This window comes from Enterococcus sp. AZ191 (genome assembly GCF_051713845.1).
Taxonomy (GTDB): domain Bacteria; phylum Bacillota; class Bacilli; order Lactobacillales; family Enterococcaceae; genus Enterococcus_B; species Enterococcus_B durans.
Genome location: NZ_JBIOQS010000001.1, coordinates 303,606 through 321,088 on the forward strand (window position 1 = coordinate 303,606; position 17,483 = coordinate 321,088).

At 41.9% G+C, this 17,483-nt stretch carries 10 protein-coding genes, 10 tRNA genes, 3 rRNA genes and 1 other annotated feature; of the genes, 20 read left to right on the top strand and 3 right to left on the bottom strand.

The window, feature by feature from the left end; genetic code table 11:
- Positions 1-832 precede the first annotated feature (832 nt).
- From rsmG to guaB, 7 genes are all read left to right on the top strand, one after another.
- Complete coding sequence (gene rsmG / locus IGI47_RS01520; protein WP_311931329.1) at positions 833-1,546, top strand: 16S rRNA (guanine(527)-N(7))-methyltransferase RsmG; 714 nt, start codon at positions 833-835, stop codon at positions 1,544-1,546.
- Positions 1,547-1,557: 11 nt separating this feature from the next.
- A complete protein-coding gene (locus tag IGI47_RS01525; RefSeq protein ID WP_005875771.1) occupies positions 1,558-2,325 on the top strand; it encodes a ParA family protein in 768 nt (255 codons plus the stop codon).
- Complete coding sequence (locus tag IGI47_RS01530; RefSeq protein ID WP_311931277.1) at positions 2,312-3,199, top strand: ParB/RepB/Spo0J family partition protein; 888 nt, start codon at positions 2,312-2,314, stop codon at positions 3,197-3,199. Before IGI47_RS01525 ends, IGI47_RS01530 begins: the two co-directional genes overlap by 14 nt.
- A gap of 120 nt (positions 3,200-3,319) precedes the next feature.
- Positions 3,320-3,511, top strand: a complete 192-nt coding sequence (locus IGI47_RS01535) for a DUF951 domain-containing protein (protein ID WP_104660237.1) — start codon at positions 3,320-3,322, stop codon at positions 3,509-3,511.
- 8 nt (positions 3,512-3,519) lie between these two features.
- Entirely contained in the window at positions 3,520-4,620 is a 1,101-nt protein-coding gene (gene ychF, locus IGI47_RS01540) for a redox-regulated ATPase YchF (RefSeq protein ID WP_005875768.1), read from the top strand.
- A gap of 85 nt (positions 4,621-4,705) precedes the next feature.
- Positions 4,706-5,401 (top strand): DUF1129 domain-containing protein, encoded by a 696-nt coding sequence (locus IGI47_RS01545; protein ID WP_438783138.1) that lies wholly within the window; start codon positions 4,706-4,708, stop codon positions 5,399-5,401.
- A 231-nt stretch (positions 5,402-5,632) separates the two neighbouring features.
- On the top strand, positions 5,633-7,117 hold the full coding sequence (guaB, locus tag IGI47_RS01550) for an IMP dehydrogenase (protein ID WP_005875762.1): 1,485 nt from the start codon (positions 5,633-5,635) through the stop codon (positions 7,115-7,117).
- 318 nt (positions 7,118-7,435) lie between these two features.
- Here the strand turns inward: guaB and serS are convergent, their stop codons facing one another.
- From serS to IGI47_RS01565, 3 genes are all read right to left on the bottom strand, one after another.
- The gene (serS, locus tag IGI47_RS01555) at positions 7,436-8,707 is read right to left on the bottom strand and encodes a serine--tRNA ligase (protein WP_311931275.1); all 1,272 of its coding nucleotides are present in this window, start codon (positions 8,705-8,707) and stop codon (positions 7,436-7,438) included.
- Between the two features lie 49 nt (positions 8,708-8,756).
- Positions 8,757-8,969: a binding site (T-box leader), on the bottom strand.
- Positions 8,970-9,026: 57 nt separating this feature from the next.
- Positions 9,027-10,211, bottom strand: coding sequence for a sensor histidine kinase (locus IGI47_RS01560; RefSeq protein WP_311931274.1), 1,185 nt, complete (start codon positions 10,209-10,211; stop codon positions 9,027-9,029).
- The gene (locus tag IGI47_RS01565; protein ID WP_311931272.1) at positions 10,201-10,890 is read right to left on the bottom strand and encodes a response regulator transcription factor; all 690 of its coding nucleotides are present in this window, start codon (positions 10,888-10,890) and stop codon (positions 10,201-10,203) included. Before IGI47_RS01565 ends, IGI47_RS01560 begins: the two co-directional genes overlap by 11 nt.
- Before the next feature lie 713 nt (positions 10,891-11,603).
- Between IGI47_RS01565 and IGI47_RS01570 the strand changes: the two genes are divergently transcribed.
- From IGI47_RS01570 to IGI47_RS01630, 13 genes are all read left to right on the top strand, one after another.
- Positions 11,604-13,163, top strand: a 16S ribosomal RNA gene (locus IGI47_RS01570).
- Between the two features lie 77 nt (positions 13,164-13,240).
- Positions 13,241-13,313 (top strand) — tRNA-Ala (locus tag IGI47_RS01575).
- A gap of 210 nt (positions 13,314-13,523) precedes the next feature.
- Positions 13,524-16,437, top strand: a 23S ribosomal RNA gene (locus IGI47_RS01580).
- Between the two features lie 92 nt (positions 16,438-16,529).
- A 5S ribosomal RNA gene (rrf, locus tag IGI47_RS01585) occupies positions 16,530-16,645 on the top strand.
- Together the 16S, 23S and 5S rRNA genes with 10 tRNA genes alongside form the textbook arrangement of a ribosomal RNA operon.
- A gap of 14 nt (positions 16,646-16,659) precedes the next feature.
- Positions 16,660-16,732, top strand: a tRNA-Val gene (locus tag IGI47_RS01590).
- A gap of 3 nt (positions 16,733-16,735) precedes the next feature.
- Positions 16,736-16,808 (top strand) — tRNA-Lys (locus IGI47_RS01595).
- Positions 16,809-16,816: 8 nt separating this feature from the next.
- Positions 16,817-16,898 (top strand) — tRNA-Leu (locus tag IGI47_RS01600).
- Between the two features lie 17 nt (positions 16,899-16,915).
- Positions 16,916-16,988, top strand: a tRNA-Thr gene (locus IGI47_RS01605).
- Between the two features lie 10 nt (positions 16,989-16,998).
- Positions 16,999-17,070: transfer RNA gene (locus tag IGI47_RS01610), tRNA-Gly, on the top strand.
- Between the two features lie 15 nt (positions 17,071-17,085).
- Positions 17,086-17,171 (top strand) — tRNA-Leu (locus tag IGI47_RS01615).
- Between the two features lie 10 nt (positions 17,172-17,181).
- Positions 17,182-17,255 (top strand) — tRNA-Arg (locus IGI47_RS01620).
- A gap of 18 nt (positions 17,256-17,273) precedes the next feature.
- A tRNA-Pro gene (locus tag IGI47_RS01625) sits at positions 17,274-17,347 on the top strand.
- A gap of 60 nt (positions 17,348-17,407) precedes the next feature.
- A tRNA-Arg gene (locus IGI47_RS01630) sits at positions 17,408-17,481 on the top strand.
- Positions 17,482-17,483: the final 2 nt, after the last annotated feature.

Sequence of the window (17,483 nt, forward strand, 5' to 3'; positions counted from 1 at the left end):
GGAACTTTTAGAAAGCATAAACTAACTAGGAGTTCCTTTTTCTGTTTTTTTGGAATCCGCTTATATAAAGTGTATCTGAAATGGGAATAGAGACATTTTTTACTATAATGGCAAGGTTTCAGATACCATGTAGTCAAAAATAGTTTATTGAGAAAATAGGAGAGTATTTGCTACTAACTAGTAGAAAAAAATGGGAAAAAAGGTACATGGAATCATTTCAGGTAATCTGAAATAAAAACATACAGCCACGTAGTGGGACTGTATGTTTTTAAATTTTCAGCGGGCTTGTTTTGACTCCGTGTCTGACTCCGTTTTATTGATTTCAAATGTTATTCAATGACCATTTAACAGGTCGTTTTTGAAATTTTTGTCTCTACATGACTCAGTTTGATACTTATTGATAGATCGATTTGAGTCTACATCGAACAAGGGAAGATTGCGAAAGTGACAGAGGACAAGGCTTGATGATACGCCTTTTTTTATGATTGTTAGTTGCTGATTTTAAAAAAATGAATAAAGTCCCTTGTAATGTATGCCATCATCTTACTCTTTTTTGACACGTTTTTAACACAATATAGAAAAGAATGTTTGATTCAGTACACCATCAATGAATAAGGTGATCCGGAGAGGAAATATGACAAAGCTTTTTGTCATATACTTTCTTTTTTGATTCTTCATTTTTTAACTTACATTTGGAATAGTTAAAATTATTTTTCCTCTCTTTTTTCTGTTTAAATTTCTATTGGAAAGATTGCAACTCCTGACATTTTGCGTTAAAGTAAGAAGAGATTTCGTGAAACAATGAAACTGTTTCACAATGAAAGGACAAACTATGACACCAGAAGAATTTCATCAGATTTTGGCAGAAAAAGGTATCCAGTTAACGGATCAACAAATGACTCAATTTGAACGTTACTATCAATTATTAGTAGAGTGGAACGAAAAAATGAATTTGACAGCAATCACAGAAAAGAAAGATGTTTATTTGAAACATTTTTATGATTCATTGACTTTAGCGTTTGATGGGGACTTTTCAAAAGATGGTACACTTTGTGATGTTGGCTCTGGCGCAGGCTTTCCAAGTATTCCATTAAAAATCGTTTTTCCAGAATTGCAGATCACGATTGTTGACTCTTTGAATAAACGGATTACTTTTTTAACGGAATTAACGAAAGAGTTAGGTATTACCGCAAATCTTTACCATGATCGAGCTGAAACATTTGGACAAAATCCGCAATTTCGTGCGTCTTTCGATTACGTAACGGCGCGTGCAGTAGCTCGATTGAACGTCCTAGCTGAATTGTGTTTACCTTTAGTAAAACAAGAAGGCTATTTTTATGCGCTCAAAGCAGCTAAAAGTGAAGAAGAGTTACTGGAAGCAAAATCGGCAATTGCCCTTTTAGGTGGTAAATTCGTCAAAGAATACACCGTTGAATTACCTAACGTAACGGATAAACGGCACATTCTCATGATTCAGAAAAAGAAGGTCACACCGAAAAAATATCCAAGAAAACCTGGATTGCCTAACAAGCAACCAATTAAGTAGGAGGAGAAGAGATGGCACAAATAATATCTGTTGCAAATCAAAAAGGTGGAGTCGGTAAAACAACGACAACGGTAAATTTAGGCGCATGCCTAGCTAGCCTTGGGAAAAAAGTTCTATTAGTAGATATGGACGCGCAAGGAAATGCAACAAGTGGCGTAGGTATCCGCAAACCTGATGTGACACAAGATATCTATGATGTTTTAGTCAATGAGTTACCTATCGCTGACGCAACACTTGTTACTGAACACGAAAATCTAAGCATTGTGCCAGCAACTCTCCAATTAGCAGGAGCTGAGATCGAGTTAACCTCAATGATGGCCAGAGAATCGCGCCTAAAAGGTTCATTAGCTGAAGTCACCGACTTATATGATTATATTTTGATCGATTGCCCACCTTCATTAGGACATCTGACAATCAATTCATTTACAGCTAGTGATTCAATTTTGATCCCTGTTCAATGTGAGTATTACGCATTAGAGGGATTAAGCCAACTATTGAATACTGTTCGTCTTGTTCAAAAGCATTTCAATCCTGAGTTAGAGATTGAAGGAGTGTTGCTTACGATGTACGATGCGCGCACAAACCTAGGCAACGAAGTAGTGGCTGAAGTCCGCAAATATTTCCGTGAAAAAGTATATGAAACAATTATTCCAAGAAATATCCGACTTTCAGAAGCGCCAAGTCATGGAATGCCTATTATCGATTATGATCCACGTTCTAGAGGAGCTGAAGTCTACCAAGCATTGGCAAAGGAAGTGGTTAATCGTGAAGAAAAATAAAGGATTAGGTCGAGGAATCGATGCATTGTTCCAAGACTTAGAAAATTTAGAAACTGTAGATGTAACAGATGAGACCGTAATCCAGTTGCCATTGAATGAATTACGTCCCAATCCGTATCAACCACGGAAGACTTTTGAAGAAGTTTCTTTGCAAGAATTAGCGAATTCAATTGAACAATCAGGTGTTTTTCAACCCATAATTGTGCGCCGATCAGCAGTAAAAGGCTATGAGATCATCGCTGGAGAACGCCGTTTTCGAGCGTCTAAACTAGCTAAAAAAGAAACTATCCCAGCGATCGTTAGAGAATTTGATGAAGAATCAATGATGCAAGTTGCCGTTCTAGAAAATCTGCAACGGGAAGATTTAAATCCGCTAGAAGAGGCGGAAGCATATGATATGCTGATGAAAAATCTCAAATTGACACAAGCTGAAGTGGCAAACCGCTTAGGCAAGAGTCGGCCTTATATTGCGAATTACTTGCGCTTGTTGACGTTACCCGATCTTGTCAAAGAAATGGTCCAAGATCAACGCCTTTCGATGGGACAAGCACGTACACTCTTAGGCTTGAAAAATAAAAGCTTGATACTAAAATTAGCAAATCGAGCAGTAACGGAGAATCTGACTGTTCGTCAATTAGAACAAATTGTGTCACAATTAAATGAAAATGATGGAAAAGAAAAGAAAAAAATTCCACGTTTAGCAAAAGAAAAACCTTACTATATCCGTGAAAGCGAAGATCGTTTAATGGATAAGTTCGGCACAAGTGTCGCTATCCAAGAAAAAGATGGAAAAGGAAAAATCGAAATTGAATATCTGTCACAAAATGATTTGACAAGAATCCTGGATATTCTTAATATTCAATTTGACGAATAAAACTGAGAAACAAAAATCTTAGGTTTTGTCCTATTACTTTCAATAATAGAGAATCCATCATTGCGCTTCGGTTAATAAAGCAAGCGTTCAGATATTTTTTTCAAAAAGGAGGGGACTTTTATGTACGACTTACATGATATCGTTGAAATGAAAAAACCTCATGCGTGTCAGACGAACCGTTGGGAGATCATTCGAATGGGTGCTGACATCAAAATCAAATGTGTGAATTGTGGACATATCGTTATGATGACTCGTCGAGAATTTGAAAAAAAACTAAAAAAAATACTTGAAAAAAATGCAGAGAAAGAGTGAATAAATTTATGGCATTAACTGCTGGAATCGTAGGTTTACCCAATGTCGGAAAATCGACTTTATTTAATGCAATTACTAAAGCTGGAGCAGAAGCAGCAAACTATCCTTTTGCAACGATTGACCCAAATGTAGGGATGGTAGAAGTACCAGACTGGCGTTTACAACGGTTGACGGAATTAGTTCATCCAAAGAAAACTGTGCCAACTACTTTTGAATTTACGGATATCGCTGGTATCGTAAAAGGTGCAAGTAAAGGTGAGGGCTTAGGTAACCAATTTTTGAGTCATATCCGCCAAGTAGATGCAATCTGTCATGTCGTCCGTTGTTTTGATGATGACAACATCACTCACGTGGAAGGACGAGTTGATCCTTTAGCTGATATTGATACGATCAATTTGGAGCTTGTATTGGCTGACCTTGACTCAATCAACAAACGCTATACACGAGTGGCAAAAGTTGCTAAAACAAAGGATAAAGATGCTGTAGCAGAATTAGCTGTGCTAGATAAAATCAAGCCAGTTTTAGAAGACGGTCGTTCTGCACGTTCGATCGAATTTACAGAAGAAGAACAAAAAATCGTTAAATCATTGTTCTTATTAACAACAAAACCAATCTTATATGTAGCAAATGTGGCAGAAGACGAAGTAGCAGAAGCAGAATCCAATCACTATGTTCAAGAAGTACGTAACTTCGCGGCAGAAGAAAAAGCAGAAGTAATCGTTGTTAGCGCGCGTGCAGAGGAAGAAATCGCCGAGTTAGATGATGAAGATAAAGCTGAATTCTTAGAAGCATTAGGGATCGAAGAATCTGGATTAGATCAATTGATCCGTGCAGCCTATGATTTATTGGGATTGGCTACTTACTTTACTGCTGGAGAACAAGAAGTCCGAGCTTGGACATTCAAAAAAGGAATCAAAGCTCCTCAAGCAGCTGGAATCATCCATTCAGATTTTGAACGAGGCTTCATTCGTGCAGAAACAGTCTCTTTTGAAGATTTAGATCATTATGGCAACATGCATGCCGCAAAAGAAGCAGGTCGCGTTCGTCTAGAAGGTAAAGATTATGTAGTCCAAGATGGCGACGTTATGTTATTCCGTTTTAATGTATAAAAGGGCTATCAAACTGTACGTATAGTATGTTAGAATGTCTTTTGTGACAACCGTTAGAGTAACGGCTAAGGAGGACTATTAGATCATGGAACCAGAACAATTACGCGAGATCGTAAAAGAAAACAATAGTTTAGAAGAAAAGTTGACGAAAAGAAACCAACAATATATTTTTGATTTGAAAAAATCTTTAGAAGCGGCTAACTTATCCGAAGAGGAAAAAGTCACAGCCCTTCATGACATCCTTCCGACTTTAGTTTCTGAGCAAAAGGGCGGAAGAACAGCGAGACAACTATTCGGTACTGTTGCAGAACGAACAGAAGCAATCATCAATAAACCAGCTGAAGTAAAAGTAAATGCCAAACCAGTCTTGATGTGGCTAGATAACGCATTATTACTACTTGGTCTGTTGAGTATCATGGTTGCGATCACTGGATTGTTTTCACGTGGAACAACACCGGCTTATGGAATTTCAACTCTTATTTTAGGTTCTGCAGTCGGTGGCTGGGTATTTTATCTGATGTATAAATACATTTATCAGTATGAATATCCTGGAGCAGATCGCAGTAAAAAACCGGGTATGGGTAAAACATTGCTTATTTTAGGGGGAACAACGCTGATTTGGGTAATCGCATTTTCTGCTACAACGTTACTTCCACCAGTACTAAACCCATTACTAGATCCAGTAGTCATCGTGATCATCGGCGGGGTCGCACTTGCGTTACGTTACTACTTGAAGAAGAAATACGGTATTGTTGGTAGTCTATCAGTACCTAGAAGATAAAAAAAATAAGGAATTAGTCAGAATTTTTGAAGTCTCTTTTGGGAGGATAAAAGATTCTGACTGTTTTTTTTTAGAGAAAACTGCTAAGAGTGAAGTAATAAATCATCTATACGTAAACGATTACAATAAATATCTTCTTAGAAAAGATAGGGATTACGGGAAGACTGTTGACTTAATAAAGAAAATCGATTATTTTAGTAGATAAACTAAAACAGAGGAGTGGTACTAAAAATGTCCAACTGGGAAACAAAGTTCACGAAAAAAGGGTTTACTTTCGACGATGTCTTATTGATACCAGCAGAAAGTCACGTGTTACCAAACGAAGTGGATATGAGCGTACAATTAACAAAAAATATTAAGTTGAATATTCCGATCATCAGTGCAAGTATGGATACTGTTACTGATAGTAAAATGGCAATTGCCATGGCAAGACAAGGCGGATTAGGTGTTATTCACAAAAATATGACGATCAGTCAGCAAGCCGATGAAGTACGTAAAGTAAAACGTTCTGAAAGTGGTGTGATCATCGATCCTTTCTTTTTAACGCCGCAACATCTAGTAGCAGATGCAGAAGAACTAATGAGCAAATACCGTATTAGCGGAGTGCCAATCGTTGAAACTTTAGAAAACAGAAAATTGGTTGGTATTATTACGAACCGTGATATGCGCTTTGTGACTGACTATCATATAGCAATCAATGATGTGATGACAAAAGAAAACTTAGTAACAGCCCCAGTAGGTACTTCTCTAAAAGATGCAGAAAAAATTCTGCAAAAACATAAAATCGAAAAATTACCGATCGTTGACGATGAAGGTCGCTTGAGTGGTTTGATCACCATCAAAGATATTGAAAAAGTGATTGAATTTCCTAACGCAGCGAAAGATGAACATGGACGTTTATTAGTTGCTGCTGCTGTAGGTGTCACAAGTGATACTTTCGAACGTGCCGGCGCATTGTTAGAAGCTGGTGTAGATGCAATCGTTATTGATACAGCACATGGACATAGTGCTGGTGTCATTCGTAAAATCCAAGAAATCCGTTCAACCTTCAAAGACGCAACGCTAATTGCAGGGAATGTGGCAACAGCTGAAGCAACAAAGGCATTGTATGATGCTGGTGTGGATGTTGTAAAAGTAGGGATCGGACCTGGTTCGATTTGTACGACACGTGTCGTAGCTGGTGTGGGTGTACCACAATTAACAGCGATTTATGATGCTGCTTCTGTGGCTCGTCAATATGGAAAAGCAATTATTGCAGATGGTGGTATCAAATATTCTGGCGATATCGTCAAAGCATTGGCTGCTGGCGGACATGCAGTGATGTTAGGAAGTATGTTGGCTGGTACAGATGAGTCACCAGGTGAATTTGAAATTTTCCAAGGACGTCGTTTCAAGACTTATCGTGGTATGGGTTCATTAGGCGCAATGGAAAAAGGTTCGAAAGATCGTTACTTCCAAGGAAGTGTCAATGAAGCCAATAAATTAGTTCCAGAAGGAATCGAAGGGCGCGTAGCTTATAAAGGAAGCGTTGCAGACATCATTTTCCAAATGATCGGTGGGTTAAAATCTGGTATGGGTTATGTAGGAGCAGGTAATTTGAAACAATTACGTGACGAAGCACAATTTATCCAAATGAGTGGTAGCGGATTGAAAGAATCACATCCACATGACGTACAGATCACAAAAGAAGCACCGAACTATTCAGTTGAATCTTAAGTCGTAACAGAACAGATTGGCTACAAGACATAAGAAAGGATTTCCCAGACGTTGTTCTTGAATTTCTGTGAAATCTCGGCTTCGTTTTCAGAGAAGCTATTTGTAGGAGACCGTTATCTTGAGTCAGTTCGACTGCTTAAATTGAATAAAAAGCGAGTTACTCGAAAATAATTTAAAATGTCCCGCAAAAGTTAGATTTTTGGTCTGATTTTTGCGGGACATTTCTTTGCCTGTAGCTTCGAGATCACGTAGTGTGTATTCGTTTTTGATAGCACACGAACGCATTGCAAGCTTGAATAGTTGTCTTAAAGGCTAATTTTATTTGATGATTTTCAAATTCCCCATGTAAGGAACAAGCGCTTCAGGAACTGTGACAGAACCGTCTTCATTTTGGTAATTTTCAAGAATAGCTGCCACTGTTCGGCCAACAGCTAAACCAGAACCGTTTAGTGTGTGTGTGTAATGGATTTTTCCATCTTCATCACGGTAACGGATCATTGCGCGACGTGCTTGGAAATCTTCACAGTTTGAACATGAGCTGATTTCACGATACATATCTTGGGCTGGGATCCAAACTTCTAAGTCATAAGTTTTGGCAGCTGAGAAGCCCATATCTCCAGTTGATAAAGCAACAACACGATAAGGTAAATGCAATTTTTTAAGGATATCTTCTGCATCAGCTGTCATTTTTTCAAGTTCTTCATATGAATGTTCTGCATCAGAGAATTTGACCATTTCAACTTTATTGAATTGGTGTAGGCGAATCAATCCACGAGTATCTCGGCCAGCACTTCCTGCTTCAGAACGAAAAGCTGGACTAAGGGCAGTGAAATAGATCGGTAGGTCTTGACCGTCTAAAATTTCGTCATTGTAATAGTTCGTTAACGGAACTTCTGCAGTTGGGATCAGTGTCAAATCTGTATCCTCTAATTGGAAAACATCCTCTTTGAATTTAGGGAATTGTCCTGTACCAAACATTGCACGTCTGTTCACCATGTAAGGAGTGATCATTTCAGTATAACCATGTTCATAAATATGTTGATCTAGCATAAAGTTATAGACGGCACGTTCTAAACGAGCGCCCAATCCCTTGTAATAAACAAAACGGCTACCTGATACTTTTGCTCCACGTTCAAAATCTAAGATGCCAAGATTTTCAGCGATTTCCCAATGAGGTTTGGGTTCAAAAGAGAAGTTACGAGGTTCATTCCAACGACGCACTTCGACATTGTCGTCTTCATCCTTTCCGATAGGGACAGAATCATTTGGTAAGTTTGGCAAAGTAGTTGCAATTTCTTTTAATTTTTCATCTACTTGTGCGACTTCTTCGTCAAGGGCTTTGATATTTCCCCCAACTTCTTTCATTTCATTGATTTTAGCGGTAGCATCTTCTTTATTTCTTTTTAGTTGTGCAATTTCACCAGAAACATCATTACGGTATTTCTTCAGCTCTTCACTTTTGACAAGTAATTTTCTACGATTTTCGTCAAGTTCCATAAATTCAGCTAAAGTTTCTTTTTTCACGCCACGAGTCATTAGTTTTTCTTGTACATAGTCAAAATTTTGGCGCATCATTTTTACATCTAACATTCCTATTCCTCCTTAGTATAATAAAAAAGACCGATCCATCCCAATGTATTCTTGGGACGAATCAGTCTAACATTCGCGGTACCACCCGAGTTCAACACATGATCAGTGTTGCTCTTGCTAACAGATAACGGCTGTTTGCCGACCTTTCTTATTTCGAAAGGTACACGTCATAGAACTGGAACTTCCAAATTATTTTTTACTGATTTTCAGCAGCCATCAGCTCTCTTGAAAAAAATAAAATGTACTGGGTTCTGTGTTTCATCGATTATCCATGATTGTAATAAGAATATCGGATATTTTAGCGTTCGTCAATGGTTTCCTAGCTTTCGATGGGTAACTTTTCATTTTTTCTTAGTGGCAAGTGCATGATAAAAGAGGTCCAATGTTCATCTGATTTGGCATAGATGTACCCACCGTGTAGAGCAACGATGCTCTGGGCGATCGCAAGGCCTAATCCTGTTCCACCAGTTTCTTGTGAACGTGATTCTTCAACACGGTAAAAGCGGTCAAAAAGGTTATCGATCGCTTGTTGAGGAATCATCGCCCCATTGTTTTTTACAGTTGCAACCACTTCTGAACCGATCTTTTCAACCTCAATCACGATTTTTGTTGCACCTTTTCCGTACTTTAAAGCGTTCGTCAGTAAATTATTGAAGACGCGGACTAATTTTTCAGTATCTCCATCCATGATCAGAGAATCCACTTGGCTTGTCACAACGATTTGAATATGTTTTTTGGAAGCCTCTAATTCAAAATCAGCTGCTAATTGCTCGATTAGTTGGATCAAATCAAAAGCAGAAAAATTAATAGGAACGGCTGGTTGCCGAACCTTTGTGTACTCAAAGAGGTCGTCTACCAGTAATTTCATTTGTTTAGCTTTGATGTAAGCTGTGTGTGTATATTTTAAAATATCTTCTTCTGTTTGATATTGCCCGTCTTCGATCAGACCAAGATAGCCAATAATCGATGTTAGAGGTGTGCGTATATCGTGACTGACGTTGGTAATCAATTCATCTTTTGATTTTTCGATTTTGCGTTCATCCTCAATGGCTGCGACTGTACTGTCTACTAAACCATTGATACTAGTGACTACCCGACTAAGGTCACCGCTCAATTCAAAAGGAATTCGGTGGTCATAGTTACCATTTGCGATATAATGCAGTTCACTGATGATGTGTCGCAACTGCATTTGACGATACCTACGAATCAGTCGCCAATATAAGACACCAATATCTAAAAGAAAGAAGAGAGGGAAGATAAAGTTTCGGCCATTCCAAAATAAATCGCTGTTCAAACGTTCAGCAAAAATGTTTTTTGAATCCCAAATGGCATTTGTCAATGAAGGGGAACTACTGATTACTGAACTAAGAACAACCAATATTGCGACATTCAATAGAAGAAGTAAGATAACTGTGATGATTCCTTCTGCTAATAATTCGCTAATTTCTTTAGAAGTCAAGTTGATCCGCCGACGCTTTTCTGTACCTCTTGTTTTATCGTGCATCAATTTTATAGCCCACTCCCCAAACGGTTTGAATGACTTTTTCTCCACCAGTTGCGTCTTCAATTTTATCTCTTAAGTGACTTACGTGTACCATGACTGTTTTAGCAGAAACAATACTTTCCTGTTTCCACACACGTTCAAAAATTTCATCTGCGCTGAATACGCGGTTTGGATGACTTGCTAATAAATAGAGGATTCCAAATTCTAGTGCTGTTAATTGGATCTCTGTACCATCAATCGTTTTTACTTCATGTGAATCTTTATTGATGATCAAAGAATTTACTTCTAATATATCTGGTTGGTCAGGGGTAACTTGCATTTTTGTCCGACGAAGTAACGATTTCACACGAGCCATCACTTCCAAAGGATTGAATGGTTTAGTTACATAATCATCAGCACCTGCTACCAGACCTTTGATTTTATCCATATCTGTAGTTTTAGCTGTAAGCATGATGATCGGGATCTGTGATTCTTTACGCAATTCTTTTACTACTTGCATTCCATCCATTTCAGGCATCATGATATCCAAGATAAGCAGTTCGATATCGGGAATGGTACGGATTTTTGATAAGGCTTCTTTTCCGTCATAAGCTTTCACAGCTTCATAGCCTTCGTTGTGAATATAGATACTTAGTAATTCAACAATTTCTTTATCGTCATCAGCAATTAATATTTTCATCGATCGTTCCTCCAAGATTATAATGTAGCTATTTACTATATATATTAGCAAAAAAAAGCGTAAATAGATAAAAGCAACACTTTGTTAACAAAAATTTTAGAAGGTTCAGGAAATAACTATGTACCAAGGAAAACAAAACCTGAACATTTAATGGAAATAAAGGCTAAAAAAAACGAAAATACGAACATTGAAAAGCAATTAGAGGGGAATGGTCGAATATGCTATAAATGTTGATAAAACAGCATTTTCTTATTGACTTTCTATTTTGATGTTGGTATATTATTATGTGTTCGAAAGAGCGCGAAACACTTCACAATAACTTAAAAAAGTTCTTGACGTGTGGGTGACCACATGATAAGATAACCAGGTAGTTTAAAAAGAACTTATTGAAAAGCTTGATTTAATCAAGAAAAACTTCAAAAAAGTCCTTGACAAATAACAAAAGATGAATTATGATATACGAGTTGCTGAAAGATTTCTAAAAAACGAAATCGAAAATAACTTTTAAAAAAACAGTTGACATTCACTTGTCACTCTGATATGATATAAAAGTTGCTATGGCAATTCAAGTAGACCTTTGAAAACTGAACAAAGTAAGACAAACCAAATGTGTAGGGCGTCTTGATTGATTCAAGACAACAAACATTTTTAACAAGCAAGCAATATGCTAGCAAACAAATTGAGCTTAACAATCGCAAGATTGTTCTAACTTTTATTATGAGAGTTTGATCCTGGCTCAGGACGAACGCTGGCGGCGTGCCTAATACATGCAAGTCGTACGCTTCTTTTTCCACCGGAGCTTGCTCCACCGGAAAAAGAAGCGTGGCGAACGGGTGAGTAACACGTGGGTAACCTGCCCATCAGAAGGGGATAACACTTGGAAACAGGTGCTAATACCGTATAACAATCGAAACCGCATGGTTTTGATTTGAAAGGCGCTTTCGGGTGTCGCTGATGGATGGACCCGCGGTGCATTAGCTAGTTGGTGAGGTAACGGCTCACCAAGGCCACGATGCATAGCCGACCTGAGAGGGTGATCGGCCACATTGGGACTGAGACACGGCCCAAACTCCTACGGGAGGCAGCAGTAGGGAATCTTCGGCAATGGACGAAAGTCTGACCGAGCAACGCCGCGTGAGTGAAGAAGGTTTTCGGATCGTAAAACTCTGTTGTTAGAGAAGAACAAGGATGAGAGTAACTGTTCATCCCTTGACGGTATCTAACCAGAAAGCCACGGCTAACTACGTGCCAGCAGCCGCGGTAATACGTAGGTGGCAAGCGTTGTCCGGATTTATTGGGCGTAAAGCGAGCGCAGGCGGTTTCTTAAGTCTGATGTGAAAGCCCCCGGCTCAACCGGGGAGGGTCATTGGAAACTGGGAGACTTGAGTGCAGAAGAGGAGAGTGGAATTCCATGTGTAGCGGTGAAATGCGTAGATATATGGAGGAACACCAGTGGCGAAGGCGGCTCTCTGGTCTGTAACTGACGCTGAGGCTCGAAAGCGTGGGGAGCAAACAGGATTAGATACCCTGGTAGTCCACGCCGTAAACGATGAGTGCTAAGTGTTGGAGGGTTTCCGCCCTTCAGTGCTGCAGCTAACGCATTAAGCACTCCGCCTGGGGAGTACGACCGCAAGGTTGAAACTCAAAGGAATTGACGGGGGCCCGCACAAGCGGTGGAGCATGTGGTTTAATTCGAAGCAACGCGAAGAACCTTACCAGGTCTTGACATCCTTTGACCACTCTAGAGATAGAGCTTCCCCTTCGGGGGCAAAGTGACAGGTGGTGCATGGTTGTCGTCAGCTCGTGTCGTGAGATGTTGGGTTAAGTCCCGCAACGAGCGCAACCCTTATTGTTAGTTGCCATCATTCAGTTGGGCACTCTAGCAAGACTGCCGGTGACAAACCGGAGGAAGGTGGGGATGACGTCAAATCATCATGCCCCTTATGACCTGGGCTACACACGTGCTACAATGGGAAGTACAACGAGTCGCGAAGTCGCGAGGCTAAGCTAATCTCTTAAAGCTTCTCTCAGTTCGGATTGTAGGCTGCAACTCGCCTACATGAAGCCGGAATCGCTAGTAATCGCGGATCAGCACGCCGCGGTGAATACGTTCCCGGGCCTTGTACACACCGCCCGTCACACCACGAGAGTTTGTAACACCCGAAGTCGGTGAGGTAACCTTTTGGAGCCAGCCGCCTAAGGTGGGATAGATGATTGGGGTGAAGTCGTAACAAGGTAGCCGTATCGGAAGGTGCGGCTGGATCACCTCCTTTCTAAGGAATATTACGGAGACTACACTGGTTGTTTTATACTTTGTTCAGTTTTGAGAGGTCTACTCAAAATTTAGATCGGGGCCTTAGCTCAGCTGGGAGAGCGCCTGCTTTGCACGCAGGAGGTCAGCGGTTCGATCCCGCTAGGCTCCATTAACAACTTATGTTGTTAAATTATTTTGTTCATTGAAAACTGGATATTTGAAGTAAATTAAGTAATACAAACCGAGAACACCGCGTTGAATTTGAAGGCTAAACACTTGTTTAGCTGGATAGAGTTTTTTAATAAGTTCAATTGCTTATTTTCTTGATCGGACTTCTATCGCTAGAAGAAAGGTCAAAACCCAACCGCAAGGTTGATAAGGTTAAGTGAATAAGGGCGCACGGTGGATGCCTTGGCACTAGGAGCCGATGAAGGACGGGACTAACACCGATATGCTTTGGGGAGCTGTACGTAAGCTATGATCCAGAGATTTCCGAATGGGGAAACCCAACATCTTTTATAGGATGTTACGTTTGCGTGAATACATAGCGCATTCGAGGTAGACGCAGAGAACTGAAACATCTAAGTACCTGCAGGAAGAGAAAGAAAATTCGATTCCCTGAGTAGCGGCGAGCGAAACGGGAAAAGCCCAAACCAATGAGCTTGCTCATTGGGGTTGTAGGACTCCGATATGGTAGTTCTTTCAGATAATCGAATGACTTGGAAAAGTCAGTCAAAGAGGGTAAAAACCCCGTAGATGAAATTTGGAAGGCACCTAGGAGGATCCTGAGTACGGCGGAACACGAGGAATTCCGTCGGAATCCGGGAGGACCATCTCCCAAGGCTAAATACTCCCTAGTGACCGATAGTGAACCAGTACCGTGAGGGAAAGGTGAAAAGCACCCCGGAAGGGGAGTGAAATAGAACCTGAAACCGTGTGCCTACAACAAGTCAAAGCCCGTTAATGGGTGATGGCGTGCCTTTTGTAGAATGAACCGGCGAGTTACGATTGCATGCGAGGTTAAGTCGAAGAGACGGAGCCGCAGCGAAAGCGAGTCTGAATAGGGCGTTTGAGTATGTAGTCGTAGACCCGAAACCATGTGATCTACCCATGTCCAGGTTGAAGGTGCGGTAAAACGCACTGGAGGACCGAACCCACGTACGTTGAAAAGTGCGGGGATGAGGTGTGGGTAGCGGAGAAATTCCAAACGAACTTGGAGATAGCTGGTTCTCTCCGAAATAGCTTTAGGGCTAGCCTCGGATTTGAGAATGATGGAGGTAGAGCACTGTTTGGACTAGGGGCCCATCTCGGGTTACCGAATTCAGATAAACTCCGAATGCCATTCATTCATATCCGGGAGTCAGACTGTGAGTGATAAGATCCATAGTCGAAAGGGAAACAGCCCAGACCACCAGCTAAGGTCCCAAAATATATGTTAAGTGGAAAAGGATGTGGGGTTGCACAGACAACTAGGATGTTGGCTTAGAAGCAGCCATCATTTAAAGAGTGCGTAATAGCTCACTAGTCGAGTGACCCTGCGCCGAAAATGTACCGGGGCTAAACATATTACCGAAGCTGTGGAGTACACCATGAGGTGTATTGGTAGGAGAGCGTTCTAAGGGCGTTGAAGGCAGATCGTGAGGACTGCTGGAGCGCTTAGAAGTGAGAATGCCGGTATGAGTAGCGAAAGACAGGTGAGAATCCTGTCCACCGAATGACTAAGGTTTCCTGGGGAAGGCTCGTCCGCCCAGGGTTAGTCGGGACCTAAGCCGAGGCCGACAGGCGTAGGCGATGGACAACAGGTTGATATTCCTGTACTCGTTGTTTTTGTTTGAGCAATGGAGGGACGCAGGAGGCTAAGGAATGCAGACGATCGGAAATGTCTGTCCAAGCAGTAAGTCTTGATAGGAGTCAAATGCTTCTGTCTACACGGATAAGCTGTGATGGGGAGGGAAATAATAGTACCGAAGTTCCTGATGTCACACTGCCAAGAAAAGCTTCTAGTGAGAAAACAATGACCCGTACCGCAAACCGACACAGGTAGTCGAGGAGAGAATCCTAAGGTGAGCGAGAGAACTCTCGTTAAGGAACTCGGCAAAATGACCCCGTAACTTCGGGAGAAGGGGTGCTGATCTTCGATCAGCCGCAGTGAATAGGCCCAAGCGACTGTTTATCAAAAACATAGGTCTCTGCAAAATCGTAAGATGAAGTATAGGGGCTGACGCCTGCCCGGTGCTGGAAGGTTAAGAGGAGTGCTTAGCGTAAGCGAAGGTACGAATTGAAGCCCCAGTAAACGGCGGCCGTAACTATAACGGTCCTAAGGTAGCGAAATTCCTTGTCGGGTAAGTTCCGACCCGCACGAAAGGCGTAACGATTTGGGCACTGTCTCAACGAGAGACTCGGTGAAATTTTAGTACCTGTGAAGATGCAGGTTACCCGCGACAGGACGGAAAGACCCCATGGAGCTTTACTGTAGTTTGATATTGAGTGTCTGTACCGCATGTACAGGATAGGTAGGAGCCGTAGAAATCGGAACGCTAGTTTCGATGGAGGCGCTGGTGGGATACTACCCCTGCGTTATGGCCACTCTAACCCGCACCACTGATCGTGGTGGGAGACAGTGTCAGATGGGCAGTTTGACTGGGGCGGTCGCCTCCTAAAAGGTAACGGAGGCGCCCAAAGGTTCCCTCAGAATGGTTGGAAATCATTCGAAGAGTGTAAAGGCAGAAGGGAGCTTGACTGCGAGACCAACAAGTCGAGCAGGGACGAAAGTCGGGCTTAGTGATCCGGTGGTTCCGCATGGAAGGGCCATCGCTCAACGGATAAAAGCTACCCTGGGGATAACAGGCTTATCTCCCCCAAGAGTCCACATCGACGGGGAGGTTTGGCACCTCGATGTCGGCTCGTCGCATCCTGGGGCTGTAGTCGGTCCCAAGGGTTGGGCTGTTCGCCCATTAAAGCGGCACGCGAGCTGGGTTCAGAACGTCGTGAGACAGTTCGGTCCCTATCCGTCGCGGGCGTTGGAAATTTGAGAGGAGCTGTCCTTAGTACGAGAGGACCGGGATGGACTTACCGCTGGTGTACCAGTTGTTCTGCCAAGGGCATTGCTGGGTAGCTATGTAGGGAAGGGATAAACGCTGAAAGCATCTAAGTGTGAAGCCCACCTCAAGATGAGATTTCCCATTTCTTTAAGAAAGTAAGATCCCTGAGAGATGATCAGGTAGATAGGTCAGGAGTGGAAGGCCAGTGATGGTTGGAGCGGACTGATACTAATCGATCGAGGACTTAACCAAATGGTTAAAAGAAAAGAACTCGGACATTACTTAAACTTCAAATCCAGTTTTGAGTGAGCAAAATGCAAACTCAATAAAAGATAACACCACAGTGTGGTGGCGATAGCGAGAAGGATACACCTGTAACCATGCCGAACACAGAAGTTAAGCTTCTTAGCGCCGATTGTAGTGAGGGGTTGCCCCTTGTGAGAGTAGGACGTCGCCACGCTTGAATTATCTTATGGAGGTTTAGCTCAGCTGGGAGAGCATCTGCCTTACAAGCAGAGGGTCAGCGGTTCGATCCCGTTAACCTCCATATGAGCCGTTAGCTCAGTTGGTAGAGCATCTGACTTTTAATCAGAGGGTCACAGGTTCGAGCCCTGTACGGCTCATATTTTTTGCGGGTGTGGCGGAATTGGCAGACGCACTAGATTTAGGATCTAGCGCCTTACGGCGTGGGGGTTCAAGTCCCTTCACCCGCATTATATGATTTATACATGCCGGCTTAGCTCAGTTGGTAGAGCATCTGATTTGTAATCAGAGGGTCGAGGGTTCAAATCCTTTAGCCGGCATCATAACCACGCGGAAATAGCTCAGTGGTAGAGCACCACCTTGCCAAGGTGGGGGTCGCGGGTTCGAACCCCGTTTTCCGCTTTGCCAAAGCACTACGCCGGGGTGGCGGAACTGGCAGACGCACAGGACTTAAAATCCTGCGGTGAGTGATCACCGTACCGGTTCGATTCCGGTTCTCGGCATTATAAATATGCGCCCATAGCTCAACTGGATAGAGTGTTTGACTACGGATCAAAAGGTTAGGGGTTCGACTCCTCTTGGGCGCGTAGTCTTTTTTATATCTTCGGGAAGTAGCTCAGCTTGGTAGAGCACTTGGTTTGGGACCAAGGGGTCGCAGGTTCGAATCCTGTCTTCCCGATTTTTTGTTTTTAATTGCTTTTCCTTTCAAGTTGATTTATAATTTGAATGAACTGAATATGCGCCCATAGCTCAACTGGATAGAGTGTTTGACTACGGATCAAAAGGTTAGGGGTTCGACTCCTCTTGGGCGCGTT